17 protein-coding genes, 2 tRNA genes and 1 pseudogene are annotated in these 16,819 nt (G+C 47.3%); 4 read left to right on the top strand and 16 right to left on the bottom strand.

Going from position 1 to position 16,819, the window contains the following annotated elements:
• Positions 1-163: 163 nt before the first annotated feature.
• The 3 genes from ACO6VG_RS16570 to ACO6VG_RS16560 are packed head-to-tail and all read right to left on the bottom strand — an operon-like array spanning position 164 to position 4,000.
• Positions 164-2,104, bottom strand: a complete 1,941-nt coding sequence (locus ACO6VG_RS16570; RefSeq protein ID WP_422476299.1) for a DUF2357 domain-containing protein — start codon at positions 2,102-2,104, stop codon at positions 164-166.
• Positions 2,077-2,493, bottom strand: a complete 417-nt coding sequence (locus tag ACO6VG_RS16565; RefSeq protein ID WP_422474770.1) for a hypothetical protein — start codon at positions 2,491-2,493, stop codon at positions 2,077-2,079. The genes ACO6VG_RS16570 and ACO6VG_RS16565 overlap by 28 nt, the downstream gene beginning before the upstream one ends.
• A gap of 13 nt (positions 2,494-2,506) precedes the next feature.
• Positions 2,507-4,000 carry an McrB family protein gene (locus ACO6VG_RS16560; RefSeq protein WP_422474768.1) on the bottom strand — a complete coding sequence of 498 codons (1,494 nt, stop codon included), beginning with the start codon at positions 3,998-4,000 and terminating at the stop codon, positions 2,507-2,509.
• 558 nt (positions 4,001-4,558) lie between these two features.
• Between ACO6VG_RS16560 and ACO6VG_RS16555 the strand changes: the two genes are divergently transcribed.
• The gene (locus ACO6VG_RS16555; protein WP_422133319.1) at positions 4,559-4,921 is read left to right on the top strand and encodes a hypothetical protein; all 363 of its coding nucleotides are present in this window, start codon (positions 4,559-4,561) and stop codon (positions 4,919-4,921) included.
• Positions 4,922-5,011: 90 nt separating this feature from the next.
• Here the strand turns inward: ACO6VG_RS16555 and ACO6VG_RS16550 are convergent, their stop codons facing one another.
• Together ACO6VG_RS16550 and ACO6VG_RS16545 are read right to left on the bottom strand one after the other, a co-directional pair.
• A complete protein-coding gene (locus ACO6VG_RS16550) occupies positions 5,012-5,230 on the bottom strand; it encodes a hypothetical protein (RefSeq protein WP_422133318.1) in 219 nt (72 codons plus the stop codon).
• Between the two features lie 80 nt (positions 5,231-5,310).
• Positions 5,311-5,517, bottom strand: a complete 207-nt coding sequence (locus ACO6VG_RS16545) for a cold-shock protein (protein ID WP_257275284.1) — start codon at positions 5,515-5,517, stop codon at positions 5,311-5,313.
• Positions 5,518-5,982: 465 nt separating this feature from the next.
• Between ACO6VG_RS16545 and ACO6VG_RS16540 the strand changes: the two are divergent.
• Positions 5,983-6,726 (top strand): annotated as a pseudogene (locus ACO6VG_RS16540) (IS5 family transposase); the annotation flags it as partial.
• Between the two features lie 74 nt (positions 6,727-6,800).
• Complete coding sequence (locus ACO6VG_RS16535; RefSeq protein ID WP_422474766.1) at positions 6,801-6,998, top strand: hypothetical protein; 198 nt, start codon at positions 6,801-6,803, stop codon at positions 6,996-6,998.
• Between the two features lie 281 nt (positions 6,999-7,279).
• Here ACO6VG_RS16535 and ACO6VG_RS16530 read toward each other — a convergent pair.
• The 11 genes from ACO6VG_RS16530 to gspE all read right to left on the bottom strand — a co-directional run bounded on the left by ACO6VG_RS16530 (position 7,280) and on the right by gspE (position 15,778).
• Positions 7,280-7,356, bottom strand: a tRNA-Asp gene (locus ACO6VG_RS16530).
• Positions 7,357-7,420: 64 nt separating this feature from the next.
• Positions 7,421-7,496: transfer RNA gene (locus tag ACO6VG_RS16525), tRNA-Val, on the bottom strand.
• 296 nt (positions 7,497-7,792) lie between these two features.
• Complete coding sequence (gene gspM / locus ACO6VG_RS16520; RefSeq protein WP_422133317.1) at positions 7,793-8,302, bottom strand: type II secretion system protein GspM; 510 nt, start codon at positions 8,300-8,302, stop codon at positions 7,793-7,795.
• 5 nt (positions 8,303-8,307) lie between these two features.
• The gene (gspL, locus tag ACO6VG_RS16515) at positions 8,308-9,720 is read right to left on the bottom strand and encodes a type II secretion system protein GspL (RefSeq protein ID WP_422137660.1); all 1,413 of its coding nucleotides are present in this window, start codon (positions 9,718-9,720) and stop codon (positions 8,308-8,310) included.
• A gap of 9 nt (positions 9,721-9,729) precedes the next feature.
• Positions 9,730-10,707 (bottom strand): type II secretion system minor pseudopilin GspK, encoded by a 978-nt coding sequence (gene gspK / locus ACO6VG_RS16510; protein ID WP_422133315.1) that lies wholly within the window; start codon positions 10,705-10,707, stop codon positions 9,730-9,732.
• Positions 10,704-11,471, bottom strand: a complete 768-nt coding sequence (gene gspJ, locus ACO6VG_RS16505) for a type II secretion system minor pseudopilin GspJ (protein ID WP_422474764.1) — start codon at positions 11,469-11,471, stop codon at positions 10,704-10,706. The genes gspK and gspJ overlap by 4 nt, the downstream gene beginning before the upstream one ends.
• Positions 11,468-11,863, bottom strand: a complete 396-nt coding sequence (gspI, locus tag ACO6VG_RS16500; RefSeq protein WP_422133313.1) for a type II secretion system minor pseudopilin GspI — start codon at positions 11,861-11,863, stop codon at positions 11,468-11,470. Before gspI ends, gspJ begins: the two co-directional genes overlap by 4 nt.
• The gene (locus ACO6VG_RS16495) at positions 11,844-12,344 is read right to left on the bottom strand and encodes a prepilin-type N-terminal cleavage/methylation domain-containing protein (protein WP_422133312.1); all 501 of its coding nucleotides are present in this window, start codon (positions 12,342-12,344) and stop codon (positions 11,844-11,846) included. The genes gspI and ACO6VG_RS16495 overlap by 20 nt, the downstream gene beginning before the upstream one ends.
• 80 nt (positions 12,345-12,424) lie before the next feature.
• Positions 12,425-12,859, bottom strand: coding sequence for a type II secretion system major pseudopilin GspG (gspG, locus tag ACO6VG_RS16490; RefSeq protein ID WP_422133311.1), 435 nt, complete (start codon positions 12,857-12,859; stop codon positions 12,425-12,427).
• Positions 12,860-13,007: 148 nt separating this feature from the next.
• Positions 13,008-14,228: a type II secretion system inner membrane protein GspF gene (gene gspF / locus ACO6VG_RS16485; RefSeq protein ID WP_422133310.1), complete on the bottom strand. Its 1,221-nt coding sequence runs from the start codon at positions 14,226-14,228 to the stop codon at positions 13,008-13,010.
• Between the two features lie 29 nt (positions 14,229-14,257).
• Positions 14,258-15,778, bottom strand: coding sequence for a type II secretion system ATPase GspE (gene gspE / locus ACO6VG_RS16480; protein WP_422133309.1), 1,521 nt, complete (start codon positions 15,776-15,778; stop codon positions 14,258-14,260).
• Positions 15,779-16,143: 365 nt separating this feature from the next.
• On the opposite strand from gspE, the gene ACO6VG_RS16475 reads away from it, so the two are divergent.
• Positions 16,144-16,791, top strand: a complete 648-nt coding sequence (locus tag ACO6VG_RS16475) for a type II secretion system protein N (protein WP_422133308.1) — start codon at positions 16,144-16,146, stop codon at positions 16,789-16,791.
• Positions 16,792-16,819 lie beyond the last annotated feature (28 nt).

The raw sequence follows: 16,819 nt of genomic DNA, 5'->3' as shown, positions 1-16,819 counted from the left end.
CCATTCAAGCTTTCAGATCGGCAGGAACATCTGCATGAAAATGTAACTAAACGCCCTCATCTGTAGGTTTCATCAACTCATATTTCTTAACCGACAATTGTCGTTAGCCGAGTCGATCTAACGGGCAGGTCTCTGTGATCTGCCAGAAGCAAACATCTACCCCTTACTTCTTCACTAACGATGAATAAAGTTCAGGCAGCTCATCCCATCCATAACCTGCTGTCAGGTCATCCCTGGAGACCAGTTTTAACTCAAAATGCACCTTACGCTCTTGCCACAACGGTATTTTCAAACGTAAGGCAGATCCCAGGCTAAATAGCCAGAACCACTCATCCGGGCTGGAAACAACCGGAGTACCCGTCTGTTCTTCCGTGAGGTTCCCCCTTTGCACACGCTCTGCTTTCAGGATCGGATAAATATAGTTCACCCGTCGCTGAACACCATCAGCATCATCCAGAGCCACTGCAAGGTAACGAGCTTCGGTAGCGATATGTTGCTGGATTTTCTCTCGCTCAAAGGCAACGAGCTTTGTGTGATAAAACCGGGCATCGCCGTTTTTAAACTGGTTTATATACTCCTGATTCCGGTCAGGTCCCAACTGATTTGCCAGAATAGTCAGCCCCTGATAATGGGCGATCGAATAACCTTTACCCGGAATTCGTGCAGCGTCCTCCACAAAATACCGTTCACTGGTCGCATACGGATATTTTGTCTCAGGAACACCCAGTTTTCGTTGCAAAAAAACAGATAGCCAATGACTCCCCTTGTTATCAACCTGAGGTAACAGACTAAAAGCACCGATGCCCACTTCATTAATCGCGACACTGTATGGGTTGCATTCACAAAGCTGATTGAAATAGCCCGGATACAACACATAGGCACCAAACACCGGACGGGTTTTCACAAACCCTCTGTCATCAAACTTACAACGATGAATCAGGGCATCCCGATAACGATGCATTTGATTGATGGCATCATCGGGCACCCGGTCGGAGCCTGAGGGGGTTCCCTGATCATCCGCAGGCGTCTCAATCCGATACTTGGCATCAAATAACCAGATAATCCCGGCCCCGTCAGGAAAGGTAGCCTCGAGCAAAATATCCGGTTTTTGAGTCACCAACCAGGTTCTGATCTGACCGTCTTTCTTTCTGAATATCGGTTCATGAGCCAAACGGATTTTCACCCCGTCAGACCGCCTGAAATGAAAAGCTCCGGCCATCCCATCCTTTAACGAAACACGGATTCCACTGTCTACCAGAGGTATCCGCCCACAAGGAACCTCCTCAAAGCCCAGGTCCACAATAATCCTGCGTATCTCCAGAAAACACCAGACTTCATACATCTCTGCCACATTGCGCAAGGAGAGTTGATCGGCCCCATCCAGAAGCTCAAGATACCATTTAAGCTGTTGCCAGATTTTATAAACTTTCGAGTAACCAGGCTTTTGCTGTAATACCAACGACTCCCGCTTCAGCCCCCGGTATTCTCCAACGTCCCTGAAAAACGGCTGTTTCTGAAAATGCCGCAAAGCCTTCTGCCAACTTTCCAGCTCTTTCATAAAGCTGGCGGAAAAACGCACTTTACCGGATTCCGGAGCCAGACACGCCAGCTGTTGAACCCGGGTCAGCCTGGTGACGCCATGACCAATCACCGCTTTAATAAAACGGTTTTCCGGCGTATCCACGTGGAGTCGCTTTTTGCTCAGCGTAAAAGACTTCTCATAATTTTTATTGGCCTTTTCCAGCGCCAGCCGCTCTTCCTGCTGTCTGGATAGCCTGCCCCTCAACCGACTCATCGGAACGGTGTGCTTATACTCCATCAACCGACTATGCGGCGCATTCACCACATGCTTCAGCCCGGCCAACAACTCCTTATGAAGGGATTCAAATCGTGCAAACCACAACAGCAAGAATTGGGAGTGCGGCTTTTTAACGGCGCTTAATGAATGACTGGTGCCTTCTGCCAATGAGTAACGCCACAGTGGAAACGCAGCATCAACAGCCTCGTTCATTGCCCTGAAATCCGACAGCATATCCATCTTCACCGGCAAAATATCGAAAGCAATCGACTGTTCTATTAGCCGTCCCTGATAGGAATAGGCCAGTTTAAACTGAAAAGTACCGACATGGTTGCCCGCATTGATACTTCCCCGTAAAGAGCAGCTAGGGGACTGAAACGAAAAGACTCTTCAATAACCTTTAGCTTATGTTGCACCGTCGGCAGCGGATCACCCGCTTCCGGTGGCTGGTGAAACAGAAACTCAATCTCGTAATATTTGTTTTCAAAGAAGACCGCTTCACCAAGACATAATTCAAACACCGGCTCTGTGGCATGTTTTAACAATAACGGGGGAGAAAACCGCACCTCAGAAGTCGGCACGGCATTGCCACGCTCCGTCAGCGTTCGTTCCAGCCGCCGCTGACTGGAACGAATATCTTTTGACCAAATGACGCAATCAAAATGCCCGGTTTCAATAACGGCCAGTTCCGGCATAATCTCTACTCACTCAGGGCCAATAACTGGTAAAGGTATGACTCTCAAGCCGCGCTAACATCCACTCCAGTTTTTTTCGAGAGCGACACGGGATGCCTTTTTCCACATCACGGAACAGGTCCGGACGCTGCCCATCCCAGATATCGGGCAGTAAGCCTTTGAGCTCGTCGGTCAGTTTATCCAACAGGTTAACCGCATCCTCATCGATCACCACTCGCAGCTTATCCTCATCACCATCAATGCGGGGCAGTACCTTGGTCATCATGAAATCATCCCAAACCGCTTGCAGCGCTTGCTCATCTCCGGGTTGCAAACACGCCACATAGAGCAACAACTCGTTCAGGGCGCGATAGGCCAACTCAAAAGGGGTTCGTTTAAGCACCTGATTCACCCGCTCAAGAAAGGCAACCGTACGCTTTCCATCAGTGTCGAAGGTACCTGTCAGCTGCTCCCGCCTGGCCGAGGTCAACACTGACCAGTGAAATACTCTATTCTCCGGTTGTCCCTCAAAGAACTGACCATAATCATTAGGATAAAACTCGCCATAATCCAAAGTCAGTGCCCGGTCAATCACCTTGCGGGAAAAACCATGAGTGGTTTCATCCATATTAACGGTACCGGCCACCAACAGATTGGGTGGTATGCCGATGCCGTGCTGTTGAAAGTAACCCCACAGCGGATCATCCATCAGCCCTAAATCCGCCTGAAGCTCCAGGTCATCGGATTGATTCAGTGCTTGCAAGTCCAGCAACGGTTCACAACAATACTCTCCGACCTCGTTGAAATCCCGTGTTTCCAATACCGATAGGTAATCCGCAAAATATTGCTCCACCGGTGCCAAATTCATCTCATCCAGACAGAGCCAATAGGGAGGCGAAGCAGAATTCAGAGTTCCGGTTCCGGCTGCGGAGGCATCAGGCGCAACCGACTTCCAGGCACGGATAATAAACGCAAGCACTTTGGTGGCAATGTATTTCGGTTTATCAACCCGGGAGACATAACCTAACAGATCAGAAGGCTCATGCCAGTCAGGCCTTACCGGGATCAGACAGAAGTTCCCTTCAGGGTCATCCGGATCATGGAACTCTGCCTGCTTTCTGATAAAACGGGATTTACCGGTGCCGGAGATTCCGGCCAGAAGGAGGAAGGGTTTGGGGAGGTTGAGTCGATTGTTTTCAGATACTTCTGCAGGTTCAACCGCACTCAACTCGTACTCACATATCCTCTTGATAGTTGAGTCATAACCAAGAATATACTTGTCAAAATCAATATGAAGATGATCAAATAAAGGGGGTAGATCATGTTCTTTACGATATGTTCGATCAATGTCCCGGAGCGTAATTTTTCCTGTTTCCAACGCTTTTAACAACGCCCCAACAACGATGACCGGTATGATGCGCAATTGGTTACCTTGCGCCATTCGTATATAGATATTTTCCGCGTTTATTTTTTCTATTGTTCGTGATCTGCCCCCTTCACCGAGAACAACACCTTGCTTAATCTTCATCCGTTAACCGACGTTAGGCCAATAACAGGTAAGAGTATAGAAAAAAATAGCTGAAACATAGACGTTTATTAAAGCGTGATCAAGATTACTCAAACAAGGTTAATAAACATATTGAACTCCCTCCAAAGCTTCCTCTGCTCTGGTCAAAAAATCATTTAACATAGACTATCGTACATGTTTAGCCGGATAGGGAAAAACACTTGATAGCGTGTACGACTCAGTATCTCAGTCTTTTCTTAATACAAGCAATACAGTAGCCAGCTTGACCCACAACAGTTAACAACAAGCTTATGCAACCAGCCACAATCAGTAACCGACTGATGGCTGTCAACCATCTACTGATCGCCCTGCCAACCCTGGCCTGGTGCTTTACGCCATGACCAATGGCATTTTTGCGGTGTGGGACCCTCACCGCAATTATTGGCTGCCGCAAAAGAACGGTGAAGATATTCAGGAGCGAACCCCGGCTTTTGTGTTCTCACCCTCAGACGTGCGGGATGGACTGGCTGGGGCTGGCAATGCTTCCCTTTGCAACGGGTTGATTCGGGATTGGGCCAGTTGGCAGAAAGAAAAGAAGAAGCCTTATCAGCAGTTGAAGACCCTATTGGCATGGCGGAGCATACCTTTGTGATCAATTTTTCACCCGATGAAATATCACCTAACCCAGCCCTGCCAGCCAAGCAAAAGGCACTGGCTCGAAAAACCATTACCCGCCTGAAGCTTGATAGTCATCAGAATGATAAAATGGTGGACGACAGCATTGGCGGCATTGATATAGGCAGAAGCCTGAATGGTACAAATATGAATGACTCCCTGGATTCCGATATGCATGGCTCTTTAAGTTCATCATTTGATGGCTCATTTGGTTCTTCATACGATGACAGTTTCAGTTCAGGAGGGGGAATAAACAATGACTGGTAATAATAAATTTACGAGAACCTGAATTGCGCCCTGATGCCTGATGTTCTCAAACCTCCACCTCATGCAGCGCCAAATCCGGCACAGCCCCCTTTACCTCTCCCCCTGAATAAAAGCCTTCTGCCCTAGTCCCACAGACTCTCTTCTCACTGTCACGACTGAACCACCGCTTAGCTCTGACTGACTCGTTCCATTGCCATTGAGCGCGGTGATTGTAGCTATAACCTTGCTTCCTTCCGGGATAAGCGCCTGAACTGTTGCCAGATGTTGGTAGTAGCCATGGTCTTCCCTTTTACTCTTCCCTGAACGCAAAAAAGGCAACACCCTGAGGTATTGCCTTTTCACCTTCACCAATGTGAAGCATCTCAGCTACATAGTACGTAGCTCAATCTTTACAGAGGACGGATGTCTTCTGCCTGAGGACCTTTCTGACCCTGGGTCACTCGAAATTCAACCTGCTGGCCTTCAGTCAGGGTTTTGAAACCGTCGCCAACGATCTGACGGAAATGGGCGAACACGTCAGGACCATTCTCCTGAGCGATGAAACCAAAACCTTTCTCTTCGTTGAACCACTTAACAGTACCGGTAGTAGTAGACATAATCATATCCTGATTTTTTTTAAGCAAAATACCTTGCCGTGTATGCCACGGATAAGGCGGTAAAGCTAGAAGTTTTGTTATCGCTTATGAAGAACAGGACAAGCCACTACGCTCAGAACACTAAATCTATACATAAAGAATCAAACGCACTTATAACCTGGTGCCCATTTTACATGGCTTCGAGCTTTTAGCAACGAGTATAAAACAATCATTAACGGTGGTAACTACTCAATTAGCATTAATTCTGTGAGTAGTGCCTTTCTGGCTCGATGATTTGTACCACTCGTCCAGAATCTGCCTTTACGCTTGCCGAAAGGCACAATGCCCTCCAACTCTCTGCATCCTCCTGAACCTCGACCAGGGCGCGTTATTATCCAACCGACCGAACAGATAAAAACATCAGTAACCTGACCGGAAAGACACCTGAAAGTGATCTAGAATGCGGCGTTTAGGTCTGCTACAACTCGCACAGTACTCAAAGATAAACAATGGGATCGGGTCAAAGACATGCTGCCGGGTAAAGTCTCTGACCCCGGACCAACAGCTGACAACAGGTTATTCATTGAGTCGATTCTCTGGCTTGCTCGTACCGGAGTACCGTGGAGAGACATGCCTGAAGAGTTCGGTGATTGGCACAATAATATACAACCGATTCAGTCGCTGGAGCTCGAAAGGAATATGCAATCAAGTCTTTGAAAAACTGAGTCAGGATTGTGATACGCAATACCTCATGGTTGACGGATCAATCACCCGTGTTCATCAACACGGTGCTCCAAAAAAACGGATAACAGTGCCGAAGCAGTTGGAAAATCAAGGGGAGGTTTAACAACCAGGATCCACACTGCAACGGATGCACTTGGTAATCCTGTTCGCTTCATTCTCACAGCTGGACAAGCATCAGAGTAAGAACAGGCAAATGCCATGATAGAGGGATTTTCAGCGGACTTCGTTCTTGCTGACAAGGGATATGACTCAAATGCACTCCTCCTCGAGGTCAAGAAGTCAGGTGCTGAAGCAGTGATTCCTCCGAAGCGAAATCGGATAGATCAGCGAAAATATGACAAAGAAATCTACAAGTAGCGAAATCTAATTGAGCGACTATTCCAAAAGCTCAAGAACTTTCGGCGAGTTGCAACTCGCTATGAACGCTTGGCACTCAATTATATGAAAATGCTTCAGATAGCAGCCATCATGATCTGGTTAGCTTGACAACATCAGTAAATTGATTGTCTGGTTAGAAAAGAACGCTCCCTGGCATCAAGCAGCTGGCTGAGAAAGAGAAGGTGGACAAGGCCAGGATCTCAAAGTGCATCCGCCTGACCTGTCTGGCCCCGGATATTCAGGAAGATATTTTGTACTACGAGGGTAAGTGGCAGCTGTCGATGAAAGACTGTATGAAACCCTTCCCGATGCTCTGGTCTGAGCAGCGGGAACATTTTAGAAAGCAAACCACCGCAACATTAGTAGACACTGGTTTGTAATCAGTTTTATCCGCCCAGCATAAAATCGCCCACGAACCCGACATCGACCTCCAGTCCAAAAACTAAACTAACGTACTGTTTTGAAAAGAAAAACCAAAATGGAGGAAGTGACACCCCAATTCCTCCAAAAAAACCGAGAAGAGAGAAAAACAGAGAGGAACAGGAGGAAAAACAGTGAAAAAGTCCGTTTTGCAAAACCGGCAAAAGTTGCAAAAACCCTTTAAACGTAGGACCAAAACAGAAAAAACCTGTAGACGACAGCCTACAGGTTTTTTGATATATGGCGGACCGGACGGGACTCGAACCCGCGACCTCCGGCGTGACAGGCCGGCATTCTAACCAACTGAACTACCGGTCCGCTGAACCCTACACATACCGCCCAAAGTAGCCAGTATGCGGTCACGCAACCCCTTTAGAGAAACTGGTGGGTGATGACGGGATCGAACCGCCGACCCTCTGCTTGTAAGGCAGATGCTCTCCCAGCTGAGCTAATCACCCGACTTCTCTCTCTGCGCGGTGCAGTGCGCTGAAGTGGAGCGAATGTTATGCAGATCAGATGAAAGTGTCAAGGAAAAAAACACGTAAAAAGAAGAACTTTTGTGTTCTAGCTGAGAGTTTTTCTGTGTTTTCAATATCAGCGATATGCTATCAATGAGTTTACAAAAACATGAGTCTATTTTTGACAACTCAAACTCTCCTTTAAAACCAAGAAGAAAGCACCAAAATTCAATCTTAAAGCTGTCGTTTATTCAGAGATACGAAAGCTTTTGATGGAGCCCCCGTATCTGCCAGAATCAATTTGCAAGATGCATATAGACTTTCACTCGACCCTCTTCTTTACCTCGATCGATTTTTATCTGCTGAATAGTCACTTCATAACGGGTATCCAATGCAACCATCCAAGCCAGAAGCTTCTGATAGGCCGCATCTTCTATCCAGACTCCCAAACCTTTACGATCAGGTTGAACACGACTTAATGTCAGTTCTGATTGTCTGGCACTGCCCGATACAATAGTAGAAAGGTCTTTTTTTGCACCTGCAGCCCTTTGTTTCCTTTGAGCTTGTTTTGCTTGATCAACATTATCTGCCATCCATTCATAAATGGATTGTTGGTGAGTGAACTCTTCCTGCTGCTTTTCACTCCATTCGGTTATAGGCTTCCAAACGAACAGATAGACTGAAGCCAACAAAAGGAGTGCTGTCAGAAGATGCAATGCTCTTCGATCTTTCTCCGGCATCAGCTCGTACTTAGCCCGAAGCTGGAGCCAGAGCGGACTTCTCTCGAGTAGATGAGTCAGTTTCATCAGCTTCACCTGCCTATCGTCATTCGAGCATTGACGCCCGTTTTTTCCTGGTTGGCACTATCCAGGCGTGCGCTTAGCCCGGATGATTTTACTGCCGCCAACAGCTTATCAACCCCTTCAAGATTGTCTGCTTTCAACTCCAGCACCAGTGCTCCTGTCGCTTCATTGAAATCCATGCTGACCGGCTTCAGCTTAAAATCTGACAAAGAAGATGACACAGCAGAAACCTGTTGCAGCAAAGGTAAAAAGGCTTCTCCAGTGGCACTTTGACCAACATTTTTCAATCGACTTTCCATACGCCCCTTCAGGTTAATGCTTCCAACTGAATGTGTCTGGGCCTCAAGCACCTGCTGATCCTGTGGAAAGACTTCCAAGTAGAGCTCTGCGCTATCCTGCCAGTACTCTTGGGCTTTCTGTTGATACAAAACTCCTTCCCCGACTTTTAAACCCAGCTCAAGCAGCAACCAGATGGAAGCCACCAGGGCCAGAGGCTTCCAGCGGCGCATCTTGCGGGTAGCTCTTTTAGGGCATTGATAAGGGCCATAACGAAGGTCAACTAAGTCGGCAGATCTTTTGGATGAAAAATACAACGCCGCCAGATACTCAAAAACAGTGCCAGTCAATGGTTCTTCTTCCACCAGCCAGCCGTTTTCTTCCAGCCATTGTTTCACCTGATCTCTCTTCTCAGTAGCCAATGACACCAGACCATCAGCAAATCTTATTCTGGCACTAACAAGAGCCTCAGCATCTTCAGCTATCAGCTCCTCATCCGTGTGAATAATATCTTCACTGACCTTTTCCCCCCAATGACCCAAAACAAACTTGAGAGCTTCGTAGTCGAGACAAACACTGGCTTGGTCGGGTGCAGAAAGAATAGAGGAATCATTTTCAAGAAGGAGGTTTAATTCTCGCGGAACGCCCTGCAAAAACTGTAGCTCAGCCATAACTTGCTGGGCGGAAACCCCCTGCTCGTCAAGACAGGCTAATAGAGATTGCATCTGCTCATGGGGAACAGCCGACACGTAAACTTGTTCACTTTTCCTGTTTAGATAACTGGCCAGGTGCATAGACTCGATGTCATCGGCTAGTTCCTCTTCAATCATAAAGGGCAGCGCGGTTGAAAGATGCTTTCGCTGACCACTGTTAATAGGTAGCCGCTTGTGCATGACCAGAGTCCCTGGCAAAAGCACTAACACCTGGTCCGGCATTTCATCTTCCAGAGTGGTCTCGTCCAGCTCTTTGTTATCAGGCTTATGGATAACAAACTGGACCCAGTCATTTTTGACTTGACCCAGCTCCGAGATATGGACATCTCCCAAGAGCTGTCCGTTACTGGCAAAAGCCCCCCACTGAACTCGAGTGTTCGTCTCAATCCGGGAAACCGGCGGTGGTATCCGAATCAACAGGATGTTTTTCATTATTAGACCTCAGGATTCCTTCTTGGCACTTACCCAGTAGTCGTTGGGTCCAATCTCACGACCGGCGATTTGAACCTGTCCCTCTGTATTACGATACATAAGGGTTTTTAAATAGAATGACGTATCTCGATACGTTGCCTTGATGTAAGCAGTAAAATATTGGCTGGCAACATCCAGAGGCACTTCTTTAAGAGCGGCAGTTTTATCTTTCAGGGCCGGCAGCCTGGCCAGATCTTCCAGTCTGACGAACCCTTCTGCACTCTGAGCATCAATAATAGTCTCTACATCACTTTCTGTGAGTTTATCAGACAGTGAACGCATTACTTCAGGCAGCACCGTATTGACGTTGATACTGGTAGTGTCTGGCAAAGCGGTTACCAGAGGAGCTAACAATTCAAACTCATCAATACCAACGCCCTTAATCAGTCTTAACTCGGATAATGAAACAAACGGAGCATCAGAAGTTCTTCTCGGCGGATCCATGGACAGATAATTATTATCTTCTCCACCGTCTTCTGAGGGTTCCTGGTCATGATCAATCCAGTCCTTGATGGCTGAGGCAATCTGTACATTCAGGCCCAGATTTTGCAGTATGATCTCGAACATTCCACGAAACTTTTGTCCGTCCAGTGCATCTGCGGCGAGCCAGTTCAGGTTAAACCGACTGGTTTCATCAACAATGACCAACTCGATATCCCCCTGATCAACGGCATAGCCCACTTCTTGTATATTCCAGCGTTCACTTTCGTGATCCATGATTTTTTTCTTTTTCTTGTCTTCTTCCGCATCCTGCTCTAGCAATAAAGCAACATAGTTTTCAGCCCCCAGAGCCAGATGTCTGGCCTGTATACGCTCCAGATAATGGGTATTTTTTTCAGTGTGGAGCCAGAGACTGGTCATCATCTGGGAAGCCATCAAGGTAATCATCGCGAAGATCAAGAGCACATAGATCAGGGCAATGCCACGCTGCCGGTTAACTGGCCTCATCGTTCTTCCTCTTTCTCATCACCTTCTTCATAGTCACTCTCATACAGCTCTGGTATGAAAGACATTCGCCCTGCTCTATTCTGATCTTTACCCTGTTCCTGATCCGGTTTTGTATGAGCATTCGGGGACTTGTAGTCTAGAGCAGGCAAAATCGTTACCAGTTTTCCAAAATTCCCGTGCTGCATCGTCAGCTCTATTGCGTGGGGCATCACCGGTTCTTCTGTTTTCTTTGCTCCAGTTGCCGGTTTCGGTCTCCGGGATTTTTTTTCCGGTGGCCAGCTGTTCTTCCAGCGCTTCTTTTCGTCCATAAAACGGACTTTCAATGCCTGCACATTGTCGAGAATAACCTGCCTTATCAGAACCGGATCAGGAGCCCTGTCCAACATTAACCAGTAGTAACGAACCAGCTCATCGTCTTCCAGGTTATAAGCAACTCGTTGCAGGTTGCTCCTCAGCTCCATCAGCGGGTTACGCCAGCCAGCACGGGTAAATTCCAGAACAAAGCCATCAAGACTGGGAGACTTGACGGCTGGTAGAATCTCACCAAATTCATCCCGTACCGGTCTTGCCGCCAACTGGAACAGATCTTTCTCCAGAATCAGCTTCGCCCGCTGAATTTCATCCAAACTGTCCAGAATGCCATCGGTCACCTGCTGAGCCCGACTCACTGAATCGAACAACTTGTAGGCCGCCGTGCTGATCATGGCAAAGAGCATTATGGCTATCATCAGCTCAAGCAGTGTAAACCCCTTGCTTCCGTTCATTTTCTGGGCTTCCTCAGATAGGACTCCAGAGAGAATATCGGAATATCGTCACCATCAGGCTTCTGAACACCCACAAAGACATCCACAACAATTTTTCTGAAGTCTCTCTTGGTGGTATCCCTGACGGTTTGACGAACGTACCAGTCATACCCAACATAGTTTTCAACCTTTCCTCTGACCCCTTTATCAGGCCAGTTTTTTTCTGCCTGGATACGGCTCAGATACTGGTCAGCCAGCTGTGCAGCCAAAACCTTTTCCTGCATATAGCGGGTTTGGCGGATACTGTTACCGTCTGCCAGCATCAACATGGAAGCGGCTAAAGCAAAAATGACCACAGCCACCATCACCTCAATAAGGGTGAAACCAAAAATACTAGCGGACGACTTCGACATCGGACAAGCCATCGGTTATCAGCACCACCCTCTGCTTTTTGTTTTCACTGGGGATCACGAATAGAGAAAAAGGGGTCACCTGATAGTCTGAATAAAAAACAACATCAGGGCCGACATCTGTGGGTTCGAGAAAGGGTAGATCGTCCTCATCTGTATACAGATAAACATCCAGACTTTCCGGCATCCTGTAGGGCTGAAAAGGTGTCTCTGTAATCACAATCCATTCATTACTTTCCAGCGGCAATACCCACCAGTAGTAACGCCCATTCTCATCAATGGAAAAGCCGTATTCGGCATTATCCAGGAGCGCTTTGTCCCTGACCTGAGAGAACAAAATCTGTAATCTTGCCGCCTGCTCCTGAACTGTTTTTTGAACATTCCCAGTCATTGGGCTCAATAGAGTAATACCCAGCAATATACCTATAATCAGAATGACAACGAGCAATTCAACCAGAGTAAAACCCTGATTTTTGTTAATCACTGTCCTGCTTCCTTCCGATACCATACTGTTCATTGAGCCCCTTTAACTTTGGAAGTTTTAATCCGATATCAGAATTGAGTTCAAGACTCTTCCCAGTTGGTAATATCTGCATTAAGACCTTCACCACCCTCACGGCCATCAGCCCCCTGAGAATAGAGATCGTATTTTCCATGATTACCAGGCTGCAGATAAATGTAGGCATTCCCCCAAGGGTCAACCGGAGCTTTTTTCAAATAGCCCTCCGGATTCCAGTTTCTAGGCTCAGGAGCGATGGTAGGCTTCTTGATCAGGGCATCCAGACCCTGATCCGTCGAAGGATAAAAACCATTGTCCAGTCTGTATAATTCAAGCGCCTGGGAGAGCGTTTCAATATCCGACCTGGCCACTGTAATCTTGGCCTGATCAGGACGGCTGAGAATTTTTGGCGCCACCATGGCAGCCAGTATTCCCAGGATCACGACAACCACCATGATCTCTATGAGGGTAAAACCTCTTTGTACCTGTCTTGTCATCATTTTCACGACCTCATCAATGGATTCCGTACCGAGGAAATGGGATTGCTGCCCCCACTTCCAGAAATCTGTCAGTCAAGCGGCAGATTCTGTCGTGTACGTCCTGTTTCAACCTTTACGAACATTGCTTTAAAAGCCATGCTCACTGCATTCAGTTTAAAAGCTGGTTCATGTTAAGAATGGGCAGCAATATGGCTAACACAATCACCATGACTACACCGCCCATAACCACCAACATTAAGGGTTCAAAAAGCCCCAGCAAGAGGGATATCCTCCCATCCAGCTCCATCTGCTGATTCTGAGCCGTTCTGTCCAGCATTTCGTCCAGCTCACCAGTCGATTCACCACTGCCAATCATGTGAAGCATCAAAGGTGGGAAATAACCGGTTTCAGCCAAGGCTCGGTTCAGACTGGAACCTTCACTGACCCTTCTGGCAACATCTTTAACCGCATCACAAATTGCCCGGTTATCAATAACCTGTGCGGCAATAATCAGGGCTTCCACCAGCGAAACACCACTTCGGGTGAGTATGCTCAGGGTGCTGGCAAATCTTGCGGCACTTAATGTTCTACTAAAGCGGCCAAGAATGGGTAAGCGTAAAAAGAAACGATCCCATGACATCCGGAATGTCGGCTTCTTCAGCGCCTGCCTGAATGCGACAATTCCAAAGAAAATAATACCGAAAATAACGGGCCAGTAGGTCTGGAATCCTTCACTGGCAGCGATCAGTGCAACGGTAATGCCTGGCAAATCCTGACCCGTGTCGACGAAGACCTTTACGACATCGGGCACCACATAGCCCAGAAGAAAACTAACGATCCCCAGAGCCGCCATCAGCAGTATGATGGGGTACAAAAGAGCCTGTTGAATTTTCTGGGTGGATTTCATTCTGGCTTCTGTGTAGTCCGCCAACCGGTTCAGTACTTTGTCCAAATATCCGGCATGTTCACCGGCTGCCACCGTGGCCCGGAACATCTGGGGGAAAATATGAGGAAAATCTTCAAGGCTCTGGGCCAATGTGAAACCTTCAAGTACCTTGGAACGAATCGCCAGCAGTATATTTTTGAGCCTGCGCTTTTCCTGCTGGGAAGCGACACCATAAAGCGCTTCCTCTACAGGCATGGCCGCCTGAATGAGAGTGGCTAACTGACGAGTCAGAGTAGCGAGCTCAACAGCAGAAACACCACGTTGAAAGAGCGTGGACAAACCACCGGAGGCATTCTGTTTCTGCTCTGAGACCTGATTGACCGATAGGGGGGTCAACTCTTTATCACGAAGCATCTGCCGGACATGCCGGTTACTGTCGGCTTCCAGTGTTCCCTTATGCTGTTTGCCCTGCTGGTCGAGGGCGATGTATTCATATGCAGCCATGTCGTGCGGTGATCCGCCTCCGATACGGATTAATCTTTCTGGGTCACTCTGAGCACTTCTTCCAGTGTTGTCAGACCAGCCAATACTTTCTTGGCACCATCTTCCCTTATGCCAGGAGAGCTCTTTCTGACATAGTCAGTAATCACCTGCTCTCCCTCTCCTGCATGAATCATTCTTCTGACCTGCTCGTCGACCATGACCACTTCGTAGATGCCGGTCCGGCCCCGGTATCCACTGTGATTGCAATCTTTACAGCCTTTTGCGTGGTACAGTTCAGGCGCATTGGCTAACTCAACCCCCAACTCCCTGCATTCAGCCTCATCAGGTTGGTAGGGCTGTTTACATTGATTACAGAGAACTCTGACCAGACGCTGAGCCATCACACCCAGCAAGCTGGAAGAGAGTAGAAAAGGTTCAATTCCCATATCCTGCAAGCGGGTCAATGCACCAATGGCAGTATTGGTATGAAGTGTCGATAACACGAGGTGACCGGTCAAACTGGCCTGCACGGCAATTTCAGCTGTTTCGGTATCGCGTATTTCCCCCACCATGACCACATCCGGGTCCTGACGTAGGATGGCTCTCAGCCCCCTTGCAAACGTCATATCAACCTTGGTATTCACCTGAGTCTGGCCAATACCTTCGAGGTTGTATTCGATGGGATCTTCTACGGTGAGAATATTTCGACATTTATCATTCAATGAGGTCAAGCAACCATAGAGAGAGGTGGTTTTACCAGAACCGGTAGGCCCCGTGACTAGAATAATGCCATAGGGTTTGGCCAGCAGGCTTGATACGCATTGGAGATCCTGATTTTCCATACCCAGATGCTTCAGTTCAAGACGACCGGCTGCCTTATCAAGAAGACGCAGTACCACTCTCTCACCATTACTGGAAGGTAGTGTTGAGACCCTGACATCCACCTCTTTACCCGCAACTTTCAGAGAGATACGGCCATCCTGGGGAATGCGTTTTTCAGCAATATCCAGACGAGCCATAACCTTGATCCTCGAAACAAGGAGTGCAGCCAGTGTTCGTTGCAGACTTAGAATCTCTCTCAGAACACCATCTACCCGCACCCTGACAACCAGAATATTTTCGAAAGTTTCGATATGGACATCCGATGCGCCTTCCTTGATCGCTTCCGTCAATAAAGCATTGATCAGGCGAATCACCGGGGCATCGTCACTCTGCTCAAGCAGGTCTTCTGTTACCGGTACTGCTTCAGCAAGACTACTCAGATCCAGATCATCACTAATACCGGCAGCATTCTGCAGAGCTTCGGAACTGTCATTGTGATAACACTCGGACAAGACTTCGGAGAGCCGGTCTGCTCCCACCTTGCGATAAACAGGAGACTGGCAGGAAATTCGTGTGACCTCAGAGAAGATATCAGCTGAAGGCACCGAGCGAAAATAGAGCACCGGCTGTTCCTGCTCCCAGACCAGCACCACCCCATGCCTTTTGGCAAAAGTAAATGGCAGACGATGCAAAATCAGTCCCTGATTTTGGGATGCCTGATCTTCTGGAAGGCTGGCTGTGTCAGTCAAGGCTAACTCCTTGGATAATTAATAATTCCAGAACTTCTATTGGGTTGATCGAGGACAACCAGAAACAATCCGATATTTTTTGCTCTGAACCCTGGAAATTGAATTATTCTTCAAGCACGTCACAGGAAGTGTGATCCAATATCCAAATTTTACAACTGAATTTTAAAAATGATTCAAACACAAACCCAACTTTTTTGATCCAGAAGATATTACTGATCAAAAATGATTAATTAAAAACTGTTTTTAGTGAAAGCATCAGCTTTTAAAAACAGCACTCTTATGCTTTATTTAGGTTAAGAATAGCCCATGACCCATAACGCTTTCCTTAATCAAGTACACATCAAATAGAGAAATTAGAGAACAGTATGAATTCAGAGGTCATAGCCACCTACTTAAAATGGGGCCATCGAAAAAATTGCATAGCACTGACCTGCCTTCTGGCGATCACCATGATTGTTTCATTAGGCGCTCAGTCATTTTTCTTTTATGAATCACTGGCGAAGGAAGATGCTTTTGATAATTATGAACAAGTGTACCAAAATCAACCAAAAGAAAAAATTCTTACTCCTAAAGACTTCGAATTACTCTTTGGTGCCAATCATCAGCCTGAAGTCGCGAAACAGTCCGCCGATATTCCTAAAACAAAGTTAAATCTGGTACTCAGAGGTACTCTTGGAGAACGTGATCAGAAGAATAAGTATTCAAGTGCTATTATCCAAGGCAACAATCAGGACAAGCTTTATGGCATCGAAGACAGACTGCCCGGTGGTGCCATACTCAGGGAAGTGCATTCAGATCATGTGGTTTTAAGTCGCAATGGCCAGCTTGAAATCCTTTATTTTCCGGATGCAGGTAAAGATGACAGGGCTTTGCAGGAATTCAAGAGCCCCTCAGACACTACGGATAAGAATACAGAACGCCCCGGCTTCACTCAGGAGCCGGATGGAAAATCACTTGAACAGCGCATGCAGGAGTTGAGAGATAAACTTCAGCAGGCTAATCAAGGGATTTGATACAAGAATTAAAACTTTTTCATATGGT

This window comes from Endozoicomonas sp. ALB032 (assembly GCF_049310125.1).
GTDB lineage: Bacteria > Pseudomonadota > Gammaproteobacteria > Pseudomonadales > Endozoicomonadaceae > Endozoicomonas_A.
This window is presented reverse-complemented; position numbering and strand designations above follow the sequence as displayed.

Coding starts and splice junctions, on each gene's coding strand:
- ACO6VG_RS16565 (WP_422474770.1), bottom strand. CDS start 2,493: ATGCCGGAACTGGCCGTTATTGAAACCGGGCATTTTGATTGCGTCATT.
- ACO6VG_RS16560 (WP_422474768.1), bottom strand. CDS start 4,000: ATGAAGATTAAGCAAGGTGTTGTTCTCGGTGAAGGGGGCAGATCACGA.
- ACO6VG_RS16545 (WP_257275284.1), bottom strand. CDS start 5,517: ATGTCTACTACTACCGGTACTGTTAAGTGGTTCAACGAAGAGAAAGGT.
- gspM (WP_422133317.1), bottom strand. CDS start 8,302: ATGAAACTGACTCATCTACTCGAGAGAAGTCCGCTCTGGCTCCAGCTT.
- gspL (WP_422137660.1), bottom strand. CDS start 9,720: ATGAAAAACATCCTGTTGATTCGGATACCACCGCCGGTTTCCCGGATT.
- gspK (WP_422133315.1), bottom strand. CDS start 10,707: ATGAGGCCAGTTAACCGGCAGCGTGGCATTGCCCTGATCTATGTGCTC.
- gspJ (WP_422474764.1), bottom strand. CDS start 11,471: ATGAACGGAAGCAAGGGGTTTACACTGCTTGAGCTGATGATAGCCATA.
- gspI (WP_422133313.1), bottom strand. CDS start 11,863: ATGTCGAAGTCGTCCGCTAGTATTTTTGGTTTCACCCTTATTGAGGTG.
- gspG (WP_422133311.1), bottom strand. CDS start 12,859: ATGATGACAAGACAGGTACAAAGAGGTTTTACCCTCATAGAGATCATG.
- gspF (WP_422133310.1), bottom strand. CDS start 14,228: ATGGCTGCATATGAATACATCGCCCTCGACCAGCAGGGCAAACAGCAT.
- ACO6VG_RS16475 (WP_422133308.1), top strand. CDS start 16,144: ATGAATTCAGAGGTCATAGCCACCTACTTAAAATGGGGCCATCGAAAA.